This is a genomic window from Streptomyces sp. NPDC021562 (assembly GCF_040640875.1).
GTDB lineage: Bacteria > Actinomycetota > Actinomycetes > Streptomycetales > Streptomycetaceae > Streptomyces.
The window spans coordinates 164748-180081 of sequence record NZ_JBFACN010000006.1; the positions used below are offsets into that span (position 1 = coordinate 164748).

The window sequence follows — 15334 nt, forward strand, 5'->3', positions numbered from 1 at the left end:
CTGCCGCTTACCTCGGGACACCTGTACGGCATCCTTGTGACAGATCACACTGTTTGGACCGTCCGGCAAAATGGGGAACACGGTCCCCTGGTACCAAGGGGGAGCAAGATCCCCTGAGCAGGTCGACAAGGAGAGAACTCGTGGACGACGTTCTGCGGCGCAACCCGCTCTTCGCGGCGCTCGATGACGAGCAGTCCGCGGAGCTGCGTGCCTCCATGAGTGAGGTGACCCTCGCGCGTGGCGACTCCCTGTTCCACGAGGGCGACCCGGGCGACCGGCTGTACGTGGTCACCGAGGGCAAGGTCAAGCTCCACCGCACCTCCCCCGACGGCCGCGAGAACATGCTCGCCGTCGTCGGCCCCGGCGAGCTGATCGGCGAGCTGTCGCTGTTCGACCCGGGCCCGCGGACGGCGACCGCCACCGCGCTGACCGAGGTCAAGCTGCTCGGCCTCGGCCACGGCGACCTCCAGCCCTGGCTGAACGCGCGCCCCGAGGTGGCCACCGCCCTGCTGCGCGCGGTCGCCCGCCGTCTGCGCAAGACCAACGACGCCATGTCCGACCTGGTCTTCTCCGATGTGCCCGGCCGGGTCGCGCGCGCCCTGCTCGACCTCTCCCGCCGCTTCGGCGTGCAGTCCGAGGAGGGCATCCACGTCGTCCACGACCTCACGCAGGAGGAGCTGGCCCAGCTGGTCGGCGCGTCCCGCGAGACGGTGAACAAGGCCCTGGCCGACTTCGCCCAGCGCGGCTGGCTGCGGCTGGAGGCGCGGGCCGTGATCCTGCTGGACGTCGAGCGGCTGGCCAAGCGCTCGCGCTGACACCCGCACACGACCCCGGCACACGGCTGTATGACGTCAGGGTTCCGCCTCCCCGAGGCGGAACCCTGAGTCATGACCGGACTTGGCACAGTGGCCCCATGGCTGAACCGGCTGTCCCGGCCCGAGGACTCGACTCCCTGGGCTTCATCGACCGCGAGGGCTCGCACGCGCGCGTGCCGCACGTCTTCCGTCCCGTCGTCGCCGCGGCCCGTGACCGCTTGCTGACCGCCTTCGGGGCGCACCTGCACAGCGCGTACCTCTACGGCTCGGTCCCGCGCGGCACCGCGCGCGTGGGCCGCAGCGACCTGGACCTGGTGGCCGTCCTGCACGCGGAGCCGACCGACGCCGACCGGGACGCGGCCCGCGCCCTGGGCGAGGCCCTGGACGAGGATTTCCCCGAGATCGACGGGGTCGGCACCCTGCTGTTCTCCCGCGCGCGGGTGCTCAGCGAACTGGAGCGGTACGACATCGGCTGGTTCGTGGCCTGCCAGTGCACGCCGCTGCTCGGGGAGGACCTCGCCGAGTTCCTGCCCCGCTACCGCCCCGACTCCCTGCTCGCCCGCGAGACCAACGGCGACCTGGCCCGGTTCCTGCCGCGCTGGCGGGAGTGGATCGCGGCCGCCGACGGCACCGAGCAGGCCCTGCGGCCCCTGGTGCGCTCCATGTCCCGGCATCTGGTCCGCACCGGCTTCACCCTCGTCATGCCCCGCTGGAACGGCTGGACCAGCGATCTGCGCGAGATGGCCGAGGCGTTCGCCGGCTACTACCCGGACCGCGCCGAACAGCTGCGCCGGGCGGCGCGGTCGGGGTACGAGCCGGTCGGCGACCCGGCCGTCCTGCGGTCCTACGTCGACGACCTCGGCCCGTGGCTCGCCGACGAGTACGCGCGCGTGCACGGCGTGAAGACACCGAGGCCGCCCGGCTGGGACTGACCGCCGAACCGCCGGTGACCGGAGGACCGCGGGCGTCGGCCCGGGCGTCGGCCCGGCCGCGGCCGTTCGCCTAGATCAGCCCGTGCTCGCTCAGGTAGTCCATCTGGGCCCGTACCGACAGTTCCGCCGCCGGCCACAGGGAGCGGTCCACGTCGGCGTAGACGTGGGCGACGACCGCGGCCGGCTGCCGGTGGCCGTTCTCGACGGCCGTCTCCACCTGGGCGAGCCGGTGGGCGCGGTGGGCCAGGTAGAACTCGACGGCTCCCTGGGCGTCCTCCAGGACCGGCCCGTGGCCCGGCAGGACCGTGTGCACGCCGTCGTCGACCGTCAGCGAGCGCAGCCGTCGCAGCGAGTCCAGGTAGTCGCCGAGGCGGCCGTCGGGGTGTGCCACGACCGTCGTACCGCGGCCGAGGATGGTGTCGCCGGTCAGGATGGCGCGGTCGGCCGGGAGGTGGAAGCTCAGGGAGTCGGCGGTGTGACCGGGGGTGGGGACGACCCGGAGCTCCAGTCCGCCGGTCGTGATCACGTCGCCCGCGGCGAGGCCCTCGTCGCCGAGGCGCAGCGCCGGGTCGAGGGCACGTACGCGCGTGCCGGTCAGTTCCGCGAAGCGTCCGGCGCCCTCGGCGTGGTCCGGGTGGCCGTGGGTGAGCAGGGTGAGCGCGACGCGCTTGCCTGCCTTCTCCGCCGTGTCGACGACCGCGCGCAGGTGGTCGTCGTCCAGGGGGCCCGGGTCGATCACCACGGCCAGGTCGGAGTCGGGCTCGGCGACGATCCAGGTGTTGGTGCCGTCCAGGGTCATCGCGGAGGCGTTGGGCGCCAGCACGTTGACGGACCGCACGGTGGCCGGCCCCGAACGGACCGTTTCGCGGGGCTGGCCGGGCAGGGCCGCTGCGTTCGTCATGCGGGGCCTCCGGCGAGGGGTCCGGCAGTGGGGCCGGCGACGGGTTCGGCGACGGAACCCGTGCCGGGTCCCGTCGTGGGGGCGGTGGCTATGTGCTTGGTGAACTCGTCGTGGCCCGGCCAGGTCAGGACGATCACACCGTCCTCCAGGCGGGCGCGGGCCAGTACCGGGGTCATGTCCCGCGCGGGCGCCGCCGCGAGCGCCTGTGCGGCGGTGGCGTACGGCGTGAGCTGGCGCAGCGTCGCGATGGTGGGCGGCATCATCAGCAGTTCACCCCGGTCGTAGCCGGCGGCGGCCCGCGCGGGGCTGATCCAGACGGTGCGGTCGGCCTCCGTGGAGGCGTTGCGGGTGCGCTGGCCCGAGGGGAGGGCGGCGACGAAGAACCAGGTGTCGTAGCGGCGGGCCTCGAACTCCGGGGTGATCCAGCGGGTCCATGCGCCCAGCAGGTCGGACCGCAGGACCAGGCCCCGCCGGTCCAGGAACTCGGCGAAGGACAGCTCACGGGCGACCAGGGCGGCGCGGTCGGCCTCCCAGTCGTCCCCCGTGGTGTCCCCGACCACCTGGTCGCCGGTCGGGCCCGCGAGCAGGACGCCCGCCTCCTCGTAGGTCTCCCGCACGGCCGCGCAGACGATCGCCTGGGCGCCCGCCTCGTCGGTCCCGAGCCGCTCGGCCCACCACGCGCGCGTGGGCCCCGCCCAGCGGACCTGGTGGTCGTCGTCGCGCGGGTCGACACCTCCGCCCGGATACGCGTACGCGCCTCCGGCGAAAGCCATGGAGGCGCGTCTGCGCAGCATGTGGACGACAGGGCCGTCCGGGGTGTCCTTCAGGAGCAGTACGGTCGCGGCGCGCTTCGGCGGGACCGGCACGAGGGTGCCCTCCGTGTGGGCGCGGATGCGCTCCGGCCACTCCGGGGGATACCACTGTCCATCGGCCATTACCGGAGGCTATCCCGTGGCGCGCGAATGTTCGAGAGGTGGCCTGTGGCGTTCCCGTCATGCCTTACCGCGCGCCCACGGCTCACGGCCTACGGCACCAGCTCGACCTGGACCTCGACCTCGACCGGCGCGTCCAGCGGCAGCACCGCGACGCCCACCGCGCTGCGCGCGTGCACGCCCTTGTCGCCGAGGACCTCGCCGAGCAGTTCGCTGGCGCCGTTGATCACGCCCGGCTGCCCGGTGAAGTCGGCGGCGGAGGCGACGAAGCCGACGACCTTCACGACGCGTGCGATCCGGTCCAGGTCACCGACGACGGACTGCACGGCGGCCAGGGCGTTCAGCGCGCAGGTGCGGGCCAGCTCCTTGGCCTCGTCCGCGGTGACCTCGGCGCCGACCTTGCCGGTGACCGGGAGCTTGCCGTCGACCATCGGCAGCTGGCCGGAGGTGTAGACGTAGGCACCCGACTGCACGGCCGGCTGATAGGCGGCGAGCGGCGGGACGACCGCCGGCAGCGAGAGACCGAGTTCGGCCAGCCTGGCCTCGACGGCGCTCATCACGGCTTCTCCCGCTTCAGGTAGGCCACGAGCTGTTCGGGGTTGTTGGGCCCGGGCACGACCTGGACGAGCTCCCAGCCGTCCTCGCCCCAGGTGTCCAGAATCTGCTTCGTGGCGTGGACGAGCAGCGGCACGGTTGCGTATTCCCACTTGGTCATGCGGCCGACTTTATCCGCTGGCGCGCACGGGGCAGACGTACGACCGTGAGCAGCGTTATCCACAGCCTCCCGCGTGAGTGTCCGGCCGACTGGTTAGGCTCGAAGACGTGAGCAGGCTCCAGGTCGTCAGCGGCAAGGGCGGGACCGGCAAGACGACGGTCGCCGCCGCACTCGCGCTGGCCCTCGCGACCGAGGGGAAGCGGACGCTTCTCGTGGAGGTCGAGGGCCGGCAGGGCATCGCCCAGCTCTTCGAGACGGAGGCGTTGCCTTATGAAGAGCGGAAGATCGCCGTCGCGCCGGGGGGCGGTGAGGTCTTCGCGCTGGCCATCGATCCCGAACTGGCCCTTCTGGACTACCTCCAGATGTTCTACAAGCTCGGCGGGGCGGGACGCGCCCTGAAGAAGCTGGGCGCGATCGACTTCGCCACCACCATCGCGCCCGGTCTGCGGGACGTCCTGCTCACCGGCAAGGCGTGCGAGGCGGTGCGCCGCAAGGACAAGGCGGGCCGGTTCGTCTACGACTACGTGGTGATGGACGCGCCCCCGACCGGCCGCATCACCCGCTTCCTGAACGTGAACGACGAGGTGGCCGGGCTCGCCAAGATCGGCCCGATACACAATCAGGCGCAGGCCGTGATGCGGGTGCTGAAGTCCAAGGAGACGGCTGTGCACCTGGTCACGCTCCTTGAGGAGATGCCGGTCCAGGAGACCGCCGACGGCATCACCGAACTGCGCTCCGCGCGGCTGCCGGTGGGCCGGGTCATCGTGAACATGGTCCGGCCCGAGGTGTTGGACGGAACCGACCTGGAACTCGTGCGGAGCGTGCCGCGCACCGCCGTGGCGCAGGCGCTGTCGGCCGCCGGGCTCGGCGGGGCACGGCGCGGCGGCAAGGCCGAGCAGCTGGTGGACCCGCTACTGGCGCAGGCCGCCGAGTACGCCGAGCGGTACGCGCTGGAGCACGAGCAGCGCGCGGTGCTGGCCGAGCTGGAGCTGCCCCGGCACGAGCTGCCACTGCTCGCCGAGGGGATGGACCTGGCGGGCCTGTACGAACTCGCCACCGAGCTGCGGGAACAGGGGATGTCATGACTCCGGATCCGGACCCGGCCCAGGAGCCGGCACGGGATGCGGCGCAGGAGCCGGCCCAGGACGGCACGCGCCGGCTGGCCCACGCGCCCGTGCTGGACGTCGACGCGCTGCTCGACGACCCGAAGACCCGGATCGTGGTGTGCTGCGGCTCGGGCGGGGTCGGCAAGACGACCACCGCGGCGGCGCTGGGACTGCGAGCGGCCGAGCGGGGCCGCAAGGTGGTCGTGCTGACCATCGACCCGGCCAGGCGGCTGGCACAGTCCATGGGCATCGACTCGCTGGACAACGTGCCGCGGCGGGTGAAGGGCACCGAGGACCGCGGCCCAGTTGCGGACGGCGACGGCGACGGCGCGGGCGACGCTGCCGGTGCGGGCGACGGCGAGGGTGCGGCCGACGGCGGTGCCGGGCGGCCCTCCGGTGGCGAACTGCACGCCATGATGCTGGACATGAAGCGCACCTTCGACGAGGTCGTGGAGGCGCACGCGGACGCCGAGCGGGCGGCCGCCATCCTGGCCAACCCCTTCTACCAGTCCCTGTCGGCGGGCTTCGCGGGCACGCAGGAGTACATGGCGATGGAGAAGCTGGGCCAGCTGCGGGCCCGGGACGAGTGGGACCTGATCGTCGTGGACACCCCGCCGTCGCGCTCGGCGCTGGACTTCCTCGACGCGCCGAAACGCCTCGGTTCCTTCCTGGACGGACGGCTGATCCGGTTGCTGACCGCACCGGCCAAGCTGGGCGGCCGCGCGGGCATGGCCTTCCTGAACGTCGGCATGTCGATGATGACCGGCACGCTCGGCAAGCTGCTGGGGGGCCAGTTGCTGAAGGACGTGCAGACGTTCGTCGCCGCGATGGACACGACGTTCGGCGGGTTCCGTACGCGCGCGGACGCGACCTACAAGCTGCTCCAGGCGCCCGGTACCGCGTTCCTGGTGGTGGCGGCGCCGGAGCGGGACGCGCTGCGCGAGGCCGCGTACTTCGTGGAGCGGCTGGCCGCGGAGGACATGCCGCTGGTCGGTCTGGTCCTCAACCGCGTGCACGGCAGCGGCGCCGACCGGCTCTCCGCCGAGCGTGCGCTCGCCGCCGCGGAAAATCTTGAAGACCCCCGCATTGTGGATCAGGGGGGCGGGAAAGCTGGACTTCGTAACTCTCCCGACACGTACGGCAGTTCTGAATCACCCGCGCCCGCGGCGTCCGAGTCCCGGCCCGACGAATCCCCCTCGTCAGGGCCCGAGGACAGGGCTGTGGAGCCGACTGACGAATCCCCCTCGTCAGAAGGCCCCGAATCGCCGGAAAACTCGGACTCGCCGGAAAGCCCGGACCGCACCGACCGCACCGTCGACCAGGTCACCGCAGGTCTGCTGAGGCTGCACGCCGAGCGCATGCAGCTGATCTCCCGCGAGCAGCGCACGCGTGACCGCTTCACCGCGCGGCACCCCGAGGTGGCCGTGGTGGAAGTGGCCGCGCTGCCCGGCGACGTGCACGACCTCGCGGGACTGCGGGACATCGGCGACCGGCTCGCGGCCGGCCGGGCGGAGCTGCCGGGGACCCGTCCGGTCTAGCTCACGGCCATGTAGTTCTCGTACACCTCGTCGCTGTCGAGGGGGACGATCCCGGTCCCCCGCTCGTACTCCGAACGTGCCGTCTCCAGGAGCCTGCGCCAGGAGGTCACGGTGGGTCGCCTGCGCAGCAGTGCGCGGCGCTCCCGCTCCGTCATGCCTCCCCACACGCCGAACTCGACGCGGTTGTCCAACGCGTCGGCCAGGCATTCGGTGCGTACCGGGCATCCGGTGCACACCGCCTTGGCCCTGTTCTGCGCTGCTCCCTGAACGAACAGTTCATCCGGATCGGTAGTGCGGCAGGCGGCCTGCGCACTCCAGTCGGTTACCCAGCCCATACCGGCGCCGTCCTCTCCCGAATCGAGGCTCCCCCACGGCGGCAGCGGCATATTCACCGCCGCCAGTTGAGGACGTTACGGAAGGCGGGCACAGCGCAACACCCCCTTCGGGCCCAATCTTGAATGGCCCGAACGGACTATGGGTAAGCGGCAGATCACCCGCGGGAGTGAGCTGACGACATGCGTGATCATCCCGGCATAGCGGGACAGCTCTGGTGCGCCACAACGGACGCCGGGTGACACACGAGGCGGATTCGGACACGCCATCAACACATCACCCGAAAAAAAGTGGGCGGGTTCCGGAACGATTCGGGGTCGCCGGACGTATTGATACGTGGCCGCGCAGCTGTGACAGTTGAGAGCAGCTTAGGCCAAGGCCTGTCCGCGTGTCCGGCGAATGGCAAGGTCGACCGCCCATGCCGCCGTGCCGTGCGCCGAGCCACGCCCCACGCGGGGGACGTGGTCCCGTATTGTCACGATCCGGCACTCGAACATCCCGAGAGCCGCCCGCTCACCCGGAACGCACATCGCTACGGATTAGGCTGCCCCCATGCCAAAGAAGCGCTCGGGCGGTGGTCTGTCGACCACGCAGCAGGCCGCCAAGTTCCTCGGTGTCAGTGTGCTCGCGGGAGCCGTGATGGCGGGCATCGCACTGCCCGCGGCCGGGGCCCTGGGCCTGGCGGCCAAGGGTTCGGTCCAGGGCTTCGACGACATCCCGGCCAACCTGAAGAGCCCTCAGCTGAGCCAGCGGACCAGGATCCTGGACAGCAAGGGCAACCAGATCGCCCAGGTCTACTCCCGTGACCGCACGGTGGTGGACCTCAAGGACATCTCGCCCTACATGCAGAAGGCGATCGTCGCGATCGAGGACTCGCGCTACTACCAGCACGGCGCCATCGACCTGAAGGGCGTGCTGCGCGCGCTGAACAAGAACGCGCAGAGCGGCGGGGTCGCCCAGGGCGCGTCCACGCTCACCCAGCAGCTGGTGAAGAACTACTTCATCGAGGAGGCCGGCGACGACCCGACCAAGGTCGCCGAGGCCACGCAGCAGACCCTCGGCCGCAAGGTCAAGGAGCTGAAGTACGCGATCCAGCTCGAGGAGAAGCTCGGCAAGAAGAAGATCCTCGAGAACTACCTGAACATCACCTTCTTCGGCGAGCAGGCCTACGGCGTCGAGGCCGCCTCCCAGCGCTACTTCTCCAAGCACGCCAAGGACCTGTCCCTGGAGCAGTCGGCCCTGCTGGCGGGCATCGTGCAGTCGCCGAGCCGCTACGACCCGGTCAACGACGAGGCCGAGGCCACCAAGCGGCGCAACGTCGTCCTGGAGCGCATGGCCCAGCTCGGCGACATCTCCCAGGCGGAGGCCGACAGGGCCAAGGAGGCGCCGCTCGGCCTGCACGTCACCCAGCCCAAGAACGGCTGCATCACCGCCTCCAAGGGCGCCGGGTTCTTCTGCAAGTACGTCGAGAACGTCTTCCTCACCGACCCGACCTTCGGCAAGACCCGTGAGGCGCGCGCCAAGCTCTGGAACCAGGGCGGTCTGACCATCCGCACCACCCTGGACCCGCAGGCCCAGGACTCGGTGCAGGCCTCGATCAAGGACCACGTCTACAAGTCCGACTCGGTGGCCGCCGCCGCCACCCTCGTGGAGCCCGGCAGCGGCAAGATCCTGGCGATGGGCCAGTCGAAGCCGTACGGCTACAACAAGAACGAGACCGAGTACAACTTCTCGGTCGACCGGGACTACGGCGGCTCCAACTACGGCTTCCCGACGGGTTCGACGTTCAAGCCGTTCGTGGCGGCGGCCGCCATCGAGGGCGGCAAGCCGGCGACGCAGGAGTACTCGTCGCCGTACAAGATGAACTACCCGAGCCCCGTGCAGCAGTGCGACGGCAAGCAGTGGGTCAACACGGACGGCGAGCAGGTCGAGAACGAGAACGAGTCCGAGGTCGGGCCGTACCAGATGAAGAAGGCGATGGCGAAGTCCATCAACACCTACTTCGTCCAGCTGATCTCCGACATCGGCCTGTGCCCGGTGGTCAAGATGACCGACGCGCTCCACGTCCACCAGGGCGACGGCTCGAAGCTCCCGCAGACCCCGTCCATCGCCCTCGGCGCGATCGGCCTGTCGCCGCTGACCATGGCGAGCGCGTACGCCACCTTCGCGGACCGCGGCATGTACTGCACGCCGGTCGCCATCGAGTCGATCACCCAGAAGATCGGCAACGAGCAGAAGTCGCTGGCCGTGCCCAAGTCGACCTGCTCGCGCGCGATGAGCGAGAAGACCGCCGACACCATCAACACCCTGCTGCGCGGCGTGGTCGACTCCGGTACCGGTCAGCAGGCCGGCCTCGACGACCGCGAGAGCGCGGGCAAGACGGGTACGACGGACTCCCGCAAGAACGCCTGGTTCGTCGGCTACACGCCGAACCTCGCGGGCGCGGTCTGGGTCGGCAGCGCCAAGCAGAACGTCGAGATGACCAACATCACCATCGGCGGCGTCTACCACCCCGAGGTCTTCGGCGCCGACACCCCGGGGCCGATCTGGAAGGACGCCATGACGGGCGCCCTGGAGGGCAAGGCGGACGAGTCCTTCAACCTCGTGGACATCCCGGACGAGGGTGATAAGGGAAAAGGCGACAACCCCGGCACCGGGGACGGCACCAACGGTGACACCGGTGGTCTGATCGGCGGCCTCTTCGGCGGCCTGACGGACGGCGGCTCGAACGACGGCGGCACCACGAACGGCGGGAACGGCAACGGCGGGAACGGCGGGAACGGGAACGGCGGCACCACCCCGAACCCGACCTTCTCCTTCCCCGACGGCTTCTTCCAGGGCAACGGGAACGGCGGGAACGGCAACGGCGGCCGCCGAGGCTGACCGGTTTCCCGCGGTACGACGGTCGCGTCCACGACGCCGTACCGCGGGAAACTCCCGGAGAAGCCGGGGTCAGCCCTGGAGGTGCTTCTTCACCGAGGCGGCGACGCGGCCGCCCTCGGCCAGACCGGCCACCTTCGGGTTCACGATCTTCATCACGGCGCCCATGGCCCGCGGCCCCTCGGCGCCCGCCGCCTTCGCCTCCTCGACGGCCTCGGCGACGATCCCGTCCAGCTCCTCGTCGCTGAGCTGCTTCGGCAGGTACTCGGCGAGGACCGCGCCCTCCGCCTTCTCCCGCTCGGCGCTCTCGACACGACCACCCTGCGCGAAGGCCTCGGCCGCCTCCCGGCGCTTCTTGGCCTCCTTGGCGATCACCTTGAGCACCTCGTCGTCGGAGAGCTCGCGCTTCTGCTTGCCGGCGACCTCCTCGTTGGTGATCGCGGAGAGCGTCATCCGGAGGGTGGCCGAGCGGAGCTCGTCGCGCCCCTTGATCGCGGCGTTGAGGTCGTCGTGCAGCTTCGACTTGAGCGTGGTGGTCATGGATGTGATTGTCGCAGGTGCCGCACGCGGAACGCCCGCCCATTTCGGTACCCGCCGGTCTCGGGGCCCTGGTTCCGTCTGACACGATGGCCATATGCGCGCTCGATACGGAGTACCCCTGGGAATCGCGGCGTTCGGCGCCGCAGGTGTGTTGTACGCGGCCGGCTTCGAGGTCCGTTCGTTCCGGCTGCGCCGGGTCACGGTCCCGGTCCTCCCGCCGGGGGTACGCCCGCTGCGGGTGCTCCAGGTCTCCGACATCCACATGGTGAGCGGCCAGCGCAAGAAGCAGCGCTGGTTGCAGTCGCTGGCGGGCCTGCGCCCGGACTTCGTGATCAACACGGGCGACAACCTGTCCGACCCGGAGGGCGTCCCGGAGGTGCTGGACGCGCTCGGCCCCCTGATGGAGTTCCCGGGCGCGTACGTCTTCGGCTCCAACGACTACTACGGCCCGCGCCCCCGCAACCCCGCCCGCTACCTGCTGGAGAAGGCGAGCGGCAGGCACGGCCTGAACGGCAACCCGCCGGCCGTCGGAGTGATCCACAACCCGTGGGAGGACCTGCGGGACGCCTTCGACGGCGCGGGCTGGCTGAACCTGACGAACACCCGGGGCGTCCTGAAGGTCGAGGGGGTCTCGGTCGAGCTGACCGGCCTGGACGACCCGCACATCAAGCGCGACCGCTACGTCCAGGTGGCGGGCGGCCCGTCCGGCACGGCGGACTTCTCGATGGGCGTCGTCCACGCCCCCTACCTGCGCGCCCTCGACGCGTTCACGGCGGACAACTACCCCCTGGTGCTGGCCGGCCACACGCACGGCGGCCAGCTCTGCGTCCCCTTCTACGGCGCGCTGGTCACCAACTGCGACCTGGACACGGACCGGGTGAAGGGGCTGTCGCGGCACACCGCCGAGGGCCGCACCTCCTACCTGCACGTCTCGGCGGGCTGCGGCACGAACCGCTACACGCCGGTGCGCTTCGCGTGCCCCCCGGAGGCGACGCTGCTGACGCTGGTGGGGCGGGAGTGATTCAGGGCTGTCGGACTCGGACCGGCTAACCCGCCTGGAGTACACCGGAATGCCCGGATGAGCCCTCTCCTCCACCGTTGAGGGCATGACGGCCCCGATACCCCCGATCCCCAGGGACATCCCGGACCTCCCCGCGGTCCCGAGCACGCCCGTACTGATGCCCGCGCACGTTCCGGCGACGGCGGTGGTGGCACCCCTCCCCCGCCCCGTGACCGCGGTGTTCCGCCTGCTGACCGCCGTGCTGGCGCTGGCGGGCGTGGCCCTGGAGCTGCTGCTGGGCAGCCCGGACCGGATCCTGAGCTACTTCGGCGTCCAGGCGGCGCTGCTCCTGGCACTGGTCAGCCTCTCCTCGGCCCGCCGCGCGTGGCAGGCGGCCCGTCCGCTGCCCTCGTCCCTGACGGGGGCGGCCCTCCTCTACGCGCTGATCTCCTCCCTGGTCTACCACCTGCTTCTGGGCCACACGACGCCGCCGTTCTCGATGACGGGCGCGGTCCGTCCCCCGGTGGCCTGGCACGGCCAGTGGCTGGCCCTGCAGCTCCTCTACACGGCGGCCCCGGTGGCGGCCCTCGTGGACTGGCTCGTCCTCACGCCGCCCGGCCGCCTCCTCCTCCGCCAGACGGCGGGGTGGATGCTCTACCCCCTGGCCTACCTGGCGTACACCCTCGTCCGGGCCGGCCTGCTCCTCCCCGGCACCCCGGGCCGCTACCTCTACCCGTTCCTGGACGCCGAGCAGCACGGCTACCGCAGCACCCTCGCCAACGCCCTCCTCCTGGGGCTCTCCTGTTACGCCCTGGCGGTCCTCCTGGTCGCCCTGGACCACATCCGCCCGAACCCCGTCGGCCGCCGCCCCTGAATCGGATTTCGTCTCCGGCCAGCAGTGGGCTAAAGTAAACGACGTCGCCGCGACAAGCACCACAGCAGCGACACCGGGGTGTAGCGCAGCTTGGCAGCGCGCTTCGTTCGGGACGAAGAGGTCGTGGGTTCAAATCCCGCCACCCCGACGCTGAAGTACCAGGTCAGGGGCCTGATCCACCGAGTGGATCAGGCCCCTGACGGTTTCTGGGGATCGTTCGGGAGAGATCCGGGAGAAGATCTTGGTCGGCTTCTCCCGGGAGCAGTCCCCAGTGCCGCAGGAAGAGCGGCACTCGCGCGCCCCCGGGCCCGCGCGGTCGCGCATGGAGGCCGGCATCGCCGTGCCCGGCCTCTGGTCAGCCGGGTACGGAGGGCGGGACAGGCGCGAGGCGAGCGGTTGGTGAAGCTCAGTGGCGTCCGTGCCCGGTGACGGTGAGTTCGTAGTCGCCGATCAGGTCGCCGAGGAGGGTTCCGGCAGTCAGGTCGCTGGTGACGTGACCGGCCATGTAAAGGCGGGAGTAGAGGACTTCGGCCCGCATCCACTCGTAGTCCTCGGCGCGGTGCGGGGAGAGGGCGCTGAGGAAGGTGACGGCGGCGGCGGACCGGGTCGCGTGGCGGGAGGGGTAGGAGTACGGACCCTTCGCACCGGGCTTGACCTTCTTCTCCGGGCGCAGGCTCGGGTCCAGGACGAACGGGGCCGGTTGCCGGTCCCTGGCGGCCAGTTGGTCGCTGATCGTCTTGGCCAGTTTCAGGGCCGCCTTGAGCTCGGCCTTCTCCGCCGTGCCCGGCGCGGCGGGGATCAGTTCGCGCTGGTCGTGCAGGTAGAGCTGCCAGATGTCCTTCTTGCCGTGGAGCTCCAGCCAGGTCGCGGCCCTCTTCCCCGTCGTCGTACGGGTCTTGGCGAGGGCCTGGACCTGGTGCAGTTCGGCGGTGCGCTCCTTGGCGGCCGGGGGCGCGGGGATCTGCGCCTCGGCCCACGCGGTGAACGCCTTGTCATCGCGCGTGGTGCCGTGCTGCGCGGTCCACTGCGCGAAGAGGGCGTCGGCCTTGGTGCGCTGGGCCGTCGCCTCCTTGCCGATCGTGGCGATCTCGGCGTCGGTGAAGAGCTTCGGCGGCGGGTCCTGCTTGATCCGTTCCGTCGCTCCGGGCTTCTTCTTGGCGGAGGTGGCGGCCTCGACCCACTGCGGTCGCAGCACGCCGACGGAGACCGCCGCGACGGCGAGCAGCGCGATCACGGCGTAGGGCCATTTGATGCCGCGCAGGGCGTTCATGCGGCGGGGGTCCTTTCGAGGAGAGGATGTGCCTCGGTGGTGAAGGCCGTGAAGTAGGCGCGGGCGAGGCGGCGCACGTCGTTGTCGGGAAGGCCGGGGACTAGCAGGGACCGGCCGACGACGTACTTGCTGAGGGAGACCGGCCGGGCGCCGAGACGCAGCAGCAGGCGGTCGGCGGGAGCGGGCCGGGCGCCGCCCTTGGTCTCGACGAGGACGTGGCCGGAGTCGAGCGCGGCGGTGCGATCGCCCTGGTGGCAGGTGAGGGCGCCGTCGAGGGTGACGCGGGTGCCGTGGTCCAGGTCGGCGAGGGCGGCGCGGACGTAGCGGACCTCGGCGGCGGGGGCCAGCTCCTTCGCCGTGACGGGGATGCCGGCCCCGTCCAGCACCTCGTCCACGAACTCGGCTGCCTGTGTGCCGAGTTCGCCGTACGCGGTGGCGGGGACCGGGAGGGCGTACTTGACCGTGGCGCCGCGGCCGTCCTTCGTCTTCACTTCCACGCGGCACAGTCCGTCCTCCGCGTACAGACGGGTGCGGACCTTCCAGCGCCGGCGGCGCTGCTGCACGTGGGCCCGCCAGGCGCCGAGTTCCTCCGTGTCGAAGTAGGTGCTGAGGTAGCTCGTCGTACGGCGGCCGTCGCCGAGGTCGAGGACGCGGTGGCTGTCGGAAAGCCGGGCGGCGAAGTCACGGGCACGGTCGAGCGGGACCAGGTACTTGCGGTCGGTGCGGTGCTGGAGTGCGGCGGCGGCGTCGACCTCGGCCAGCGTCGCGCCCCGCAGGGCGGACAGGCCGAGTGCGGAGGCGAGGGCAGAGGTCATGAAGGCGTCGGCTCCTCGCGCGGTTCGGGCTGCGGGACGAGCGCGCTCTCGCCGGGCTGCGCGGGATAGCGGGCGGAGACCCGGGTGGTCTCGCGGACGTAGTCGACCTCGTCGACCTCGACCGACAGCGGTGCCTGGCCGAAGCGGAGCGCCACGTCGTGCGCGATGAGCGCGGGCTCCGGGTAGATCCGGTCGAGGGTGAGCTTCACCGTCCGTGTCGGGGGGTCGTACGACTTCGGGTCGTCGACCAGCAGCATCGCCAGCAGCACCACGGCGTCCAGGACCACGACGAGCCACATCTGCCGATGCGGCAGCCCCGTGCACAGGGCGATGACCAGCGCCACGAAGGTGTAGGCGACGTCGCGCAGGGTGAACGCCGCACTGCGCAGCCGGACCAGGGACAGGATGCCGAACAGGCCGAAGCCGACCCCGGCCGGGAACTTGCCGGAGCTGATCGTGCTCATCGCGGCGAACAGGCCGACGTTCAGCGCGGCCAGCACCAGCGGCATCGCCGGGACGCTGGGCCGGCGCCGGTAGAGCCGGCCGACCAGGATCATCAGCGTCAGGACGTCGAGACCACCGCGGGTCATCACGTCAGTGACCGTGAGGTGGTCGGTGATGCTCTTGGCGGCGAGCACCGATGCGAGCATGGGGGTCCCTTCCGTCACGGCACGTCGGACGGC

The 15334-nt window shown here is 71.1% G+C and carries 16 protein-coding genes and 1 tRNA gene; 8 read left to right on the top strand and 9 right to left on the bottom strand.

Annotated elements, in window-relative coordinates; translation table 11 throughout:
• Positions 1-140: 140 nt before the first annotated feature.
• Complete coding sequence (locus AB0G52_RS11550) at positions 141-815, top strand: Crp/Fnr family transcriptional regulator (protein ID WP_018547939.1); 675 nt, start codon at positions 141-143, stop codon at positions 813-815.
• A 98-nt stretch (positions 816-913) separates the two neighbouring features.
• Positions 914-1747, top strand: a complete 834-nt coding sequence (locus AB0G52_RS11555; RefSeq protein ID WP_132889488.1) for a nucleotidyltransferase domain-containing protein — start codon at positions 914-916, stop codon at positions 1745-1747.
• Positions 1748-1817: 70 nt separating this feature from the next.
• Here AB0G52_RS11555 and AB0G52_RS11560 read toward each other — a convergent pair whose 3' ends face one another.
• The 4 genes from AB0G52_RS11560 to AB0G52_RS11575 form a co-directional block, all read right to left on the bottom strand.
• On the bottom strand, positions 1818-2648 hold the full coding sequence (locus AB0G52_RS11560; RefSeq protein ID WP_132889489.1) for an MBL fold metallo-hydrolase: 831 nt from the start codon (positions 2646-2648) through the stop codon (positions 1818-1820).
• On the bottom strand, positions 2645-3583 hold the full coding sequence (locus AB0G52_RS11565; protein ID WP_361336006.1) for an NUDIX hydrolase: 939 nt from the start codon (positions 3581-3583) through the stop codon (positions 2645-2647). The genes AB0G52_RS11560 and AB0G52_RS11565 overlap by 4 nt, the downstream gene beginning before the upstream one ends.
• An 89-nt stretch (positions 3584-3672) precedes the next feature.
• Positions 3673-4137, bottom strand: a complete 465-nt coding sequence (locus AB0G52_RS11570) for a RidA family protein (RefSeq protein WP_132889490.1) — start codon at positions 4135-4137, stop codon at positions 3673-3675.
• On the bottom strand, positions 4137-4295 hold the full coding sequence (locus AB0G52_RS11575; RefSeq protein ID WP_019992579.1) for a DUF4177 domain-containing protein: 159 nt from the start codon (positions 4293-4295) through the stop codon (positions 4137-4139). The genes AB0G52_RS11570 and AB0G52_RS11575 overlap by 1 nt, the downstream gene beginning before the upstream one ends.
• Before the next feature lie 107 nt (positions 4296-4402).
• Here AB0G52_RS11575 and AB0G52_RS11580 point away from each other — a divergent pair, with 107 nt between their 5' ends.
• Both AB0G52_RS11580 and AB0G52_RS11585 read left to right on the top strand, forming a co-directional pair.
• Entirely contained in the window at positions 4403-5380 is a 978-nt protein-coding gene (locus tag AB0G52_RS11580; RefSeq protein ID WP_132889491.1) for an ArsA-related P-loop ATPase, read from the top strand.
• Complete coding sequence (locus AB0G52_RS11585) at positions 5377-6939, top strand: ArsA-related P-loop ATPase (RefSeq protein ID WP_361336011.1); 1563 nt, start codon at positions 5377-5379, stop codon at positions 6937-6939. Before AB0G52_RS11580 ends, AB0G52_RS11585 begins: the two co-directional genes overlap by 4 nt.
• On the opposite strand, the gene wblA is transcribed toward AB0G52_RS11585, so the two are convergent.
• Positions 6936-7274, bottom strand: a complete 339-nt coding sequence (gene wblA, locus AB0G52_RS11590) for a transcriptional regulator WblA (RefSeq protein ID WP_207921750.1) — start codon at positions 7272-7274, stop codon at positions 6936-6938. The genes AB0G52_RS11585 and wblA overlap by 4 nt on opposite strands.
• A 550-nt stretch (positions 7275-7824) precedes the next feature.
• Here wblA and AB0G52_RS11595 point away from each other — a divergent pair.
• A complete protein-coding gene (locus AB0G52_RS11595; protein WP_361336014.1) occupies positions 7825-10155 on the top strand; it encodes a transglycosylase domain-containing protein in 2331 nt (776 codons plus the stop codon).
• 69 nt (positions 10156-10224) lie between these two features.
• Here AB0G52_RS11595 and AB0G52_RS11600 read toward each other — a convergent pair whose 3' ends face one another.
• The gene (locus tag AB0G52_RS11600; RefSeq protein ID WP_132889495.1) at positions 10225-10692 is read right to left on the bottom strand and encodes a GatB/YqeY domain-containing protein; all 468 of its coding nucleotides are present in this window, start codon (positions 10690-10692) and stop codon (positions 10225-10227) included.
• A gap of 94 nt (positions 10693-10786) precedes the next feature.
• On the opposite strand from AB0G52_RS11600, the gene AB0G52_RS11605 reads away from it, so the two are divergent.
• From AB0G52_RS11605 to AB0G52_RS11615, 3 genes are all read left to right on the top strand, one after another.
• On the top strand, positions 10787-11713 hold the full coding sequence (locus AB0G52_RS11605) for a metallophosphoesterase (protein ID WP_132889496.1): 927 nt from the start codon (positions 10787-10789) through the stop codon (positions 11711-11713).
• Positions 11714-11798: 85 nt separating this feature from the next.
• Positions 11799-12566, top strand: coding sequence for a Pr6Pr family membrane protein (locus AB0G52_RS11610; RefSeq protein WP_361336018.1), 768 nt, complete (start codon positions 11799-11801; stop codon positions 12564-12566).
• Positions 12567-12640: 74 nt separating this feature from the next.
• Positions 12641-12714 (top strand) — tRNA-Pro (locus AB0G52_RS11615).
• A gap of 258 nt (positions 12715-12972) precedes the next feature.
• Here AB0G52_RS11615 and AB0G52_RS11620 read toward each other — a convergent pair.
• The 3 genes from AB0G52_RS11620 to AB0G52_RS11630 are packed head-to-tail and all read right to left on the bottom strand — an operon-like array spanning position 12973 to position 15301.
• The gene (locus AB0G52_RS11620; protein ID WP_361336021.1) at positions 12973-13836 is read right to left on the bottom strand and encodes a phosphatase PAP2 family protein; all 864 of its coding nucleotides are present in this window, start codon (positions 13834-13836) and stop codon (positions 12973-12975) included.
• Positions 13833-14651 (bottom strand): polyphosphate polymerase domain-containing protein, encoded by an 819-nt coding sequence (locus tag AB0G52_RS11625; protein WP_132889499.1) that lies wholly within the window; start codon positions 14649-14651, stop codon positions 13833-13835. Before AB0G52_RS11625 ends, AB0G52_RS11620 begins: the two co-directional genes overlap by 4 nt.
• Complete coding sequence (locus tag AB0G52_RS11630; RefSeq protein WP_132889500.1) at positions 14648-15301, bottom strand: DUF4956 domain-containing protein; 654 nt, start codon at positions 15299-15301, stop codon at positions 14648-14650. Before AB0G52_RS11630 ends, AB0G52_RS11625 begins: the two co-directional genes overlap by 4 nt.
• Between the last annotated feature and the right edge of the window lie 33 nt (positions 15302-15334).

What these genes read in the sequence shown, in the direction of transcription:
- AB0G52_RS11570 (WP_132889490.1), bottom strand. Translation starts at nt 4,137, where the DNA reads ATGAGCGCCGTCGAGGCCAGGCTGGCCGAACTCGGTCTCTCGCTGCCG.
- AB0G52_RS11605 (WP_132889496.1), top strand. Translation starts at nt 10,787, where the DNA reads ATGCGCGCTCGATACGGAGTACCCCTGGGAATCGCGGCGTTCGGCGCC.
- AB0G52_RS11595 (WP_361336014.1), top strand. Translation starts at nt 7,825, where the DNA reads ATGCCAAAGAAGCGCTCGGGCGGTGGTCTGTCGACCACGCAGCAGGCC.
- AB0G52_RS11560 (WP_132889489.1), bottom strand. Translation starts at nt 2,648, where the DNA reads ATGACGAACGCAGCGGCCCTGCCCGGCCAGCCCCGCGAAACGGTCCGT.
- AB0G52_RS11620 (WP_361336021.1), bottom strand. Translation starts at nt 13,836, where the DNA reads ATGAACGCCCTGCGCGGCATCAAATGGCCCTACGCCGTGATCGCGCTG.
- AB0G52_RS11565 (WP_361336006.1), bottom strand. Translation starts at nt 3,583, where the DNA reads ATGGCCGATGGACAGTGGTATCCCCCGGAGTGGCCGGAGCGCATCCGC.
- AB0G52_RS11555 (WP_132889488.1), top strand. Translation starts at nt 914, where the DNA reads ATGGCTGAACCGGCTGTCCCGGCCCGAGGACTCGACTCCCTGGGCTTC.
- AB0G52_RS11575 (WP_019992579.1), bottom strand. Translation starts at nt 4,295, where the DNA reads ATGACCAAGTGGGAATACGCAACCGTGCCGCTGCTCGTCCACGCCACG.
- AB0G52_RS11610 (WP_361336018.1), top strand. Translation starts at nt 11,799, where the DNA reads ATGACGGCCCCGATACCCCCGATCCCCAGGGACATCCCGGACCTCCCC.
- AB0G52_RS11600 (WP_132889495.1), bottom strand. Translation starts at nt 10,692, where the DNA reads ATGACCACCACGCTCAAGTCGAAGCTGCACGACGACCTCAACGCCGCG.
- AB0G52_RS11630 (WP_132889500.1), bottom strand. Translation starts at nt 15,301, where the DNA reads ATGCTCGCATCGGTGCTCGCCGCCAAGAGCATCACCGACCACCTCACG.
- AB0G52_RS11625 (WP_132889499.1), bottom strand. Translation starts at nt 14,651, where the DNA reads ATGACCTCTGCCCTCGCCTCCGCACTCGGCCTGTCCGCCCTGCGGGGC.
- wblA (WP_207921750.1), bottom strand. Translation starts at nt 7,274, where the DNA reads ATGGGCTGGGTAACCGACTGGAGTGCGCAGGCCGCCTGCCGCACTACC.
- AB0G52_RS11585 (WP_361336011.1), top strand. Translation starts at nt 5,377, where the DNA reads ATGACTCCGGATCCGGACCCGGCCCAGGAGCCGGCACGGGATGCGGCG.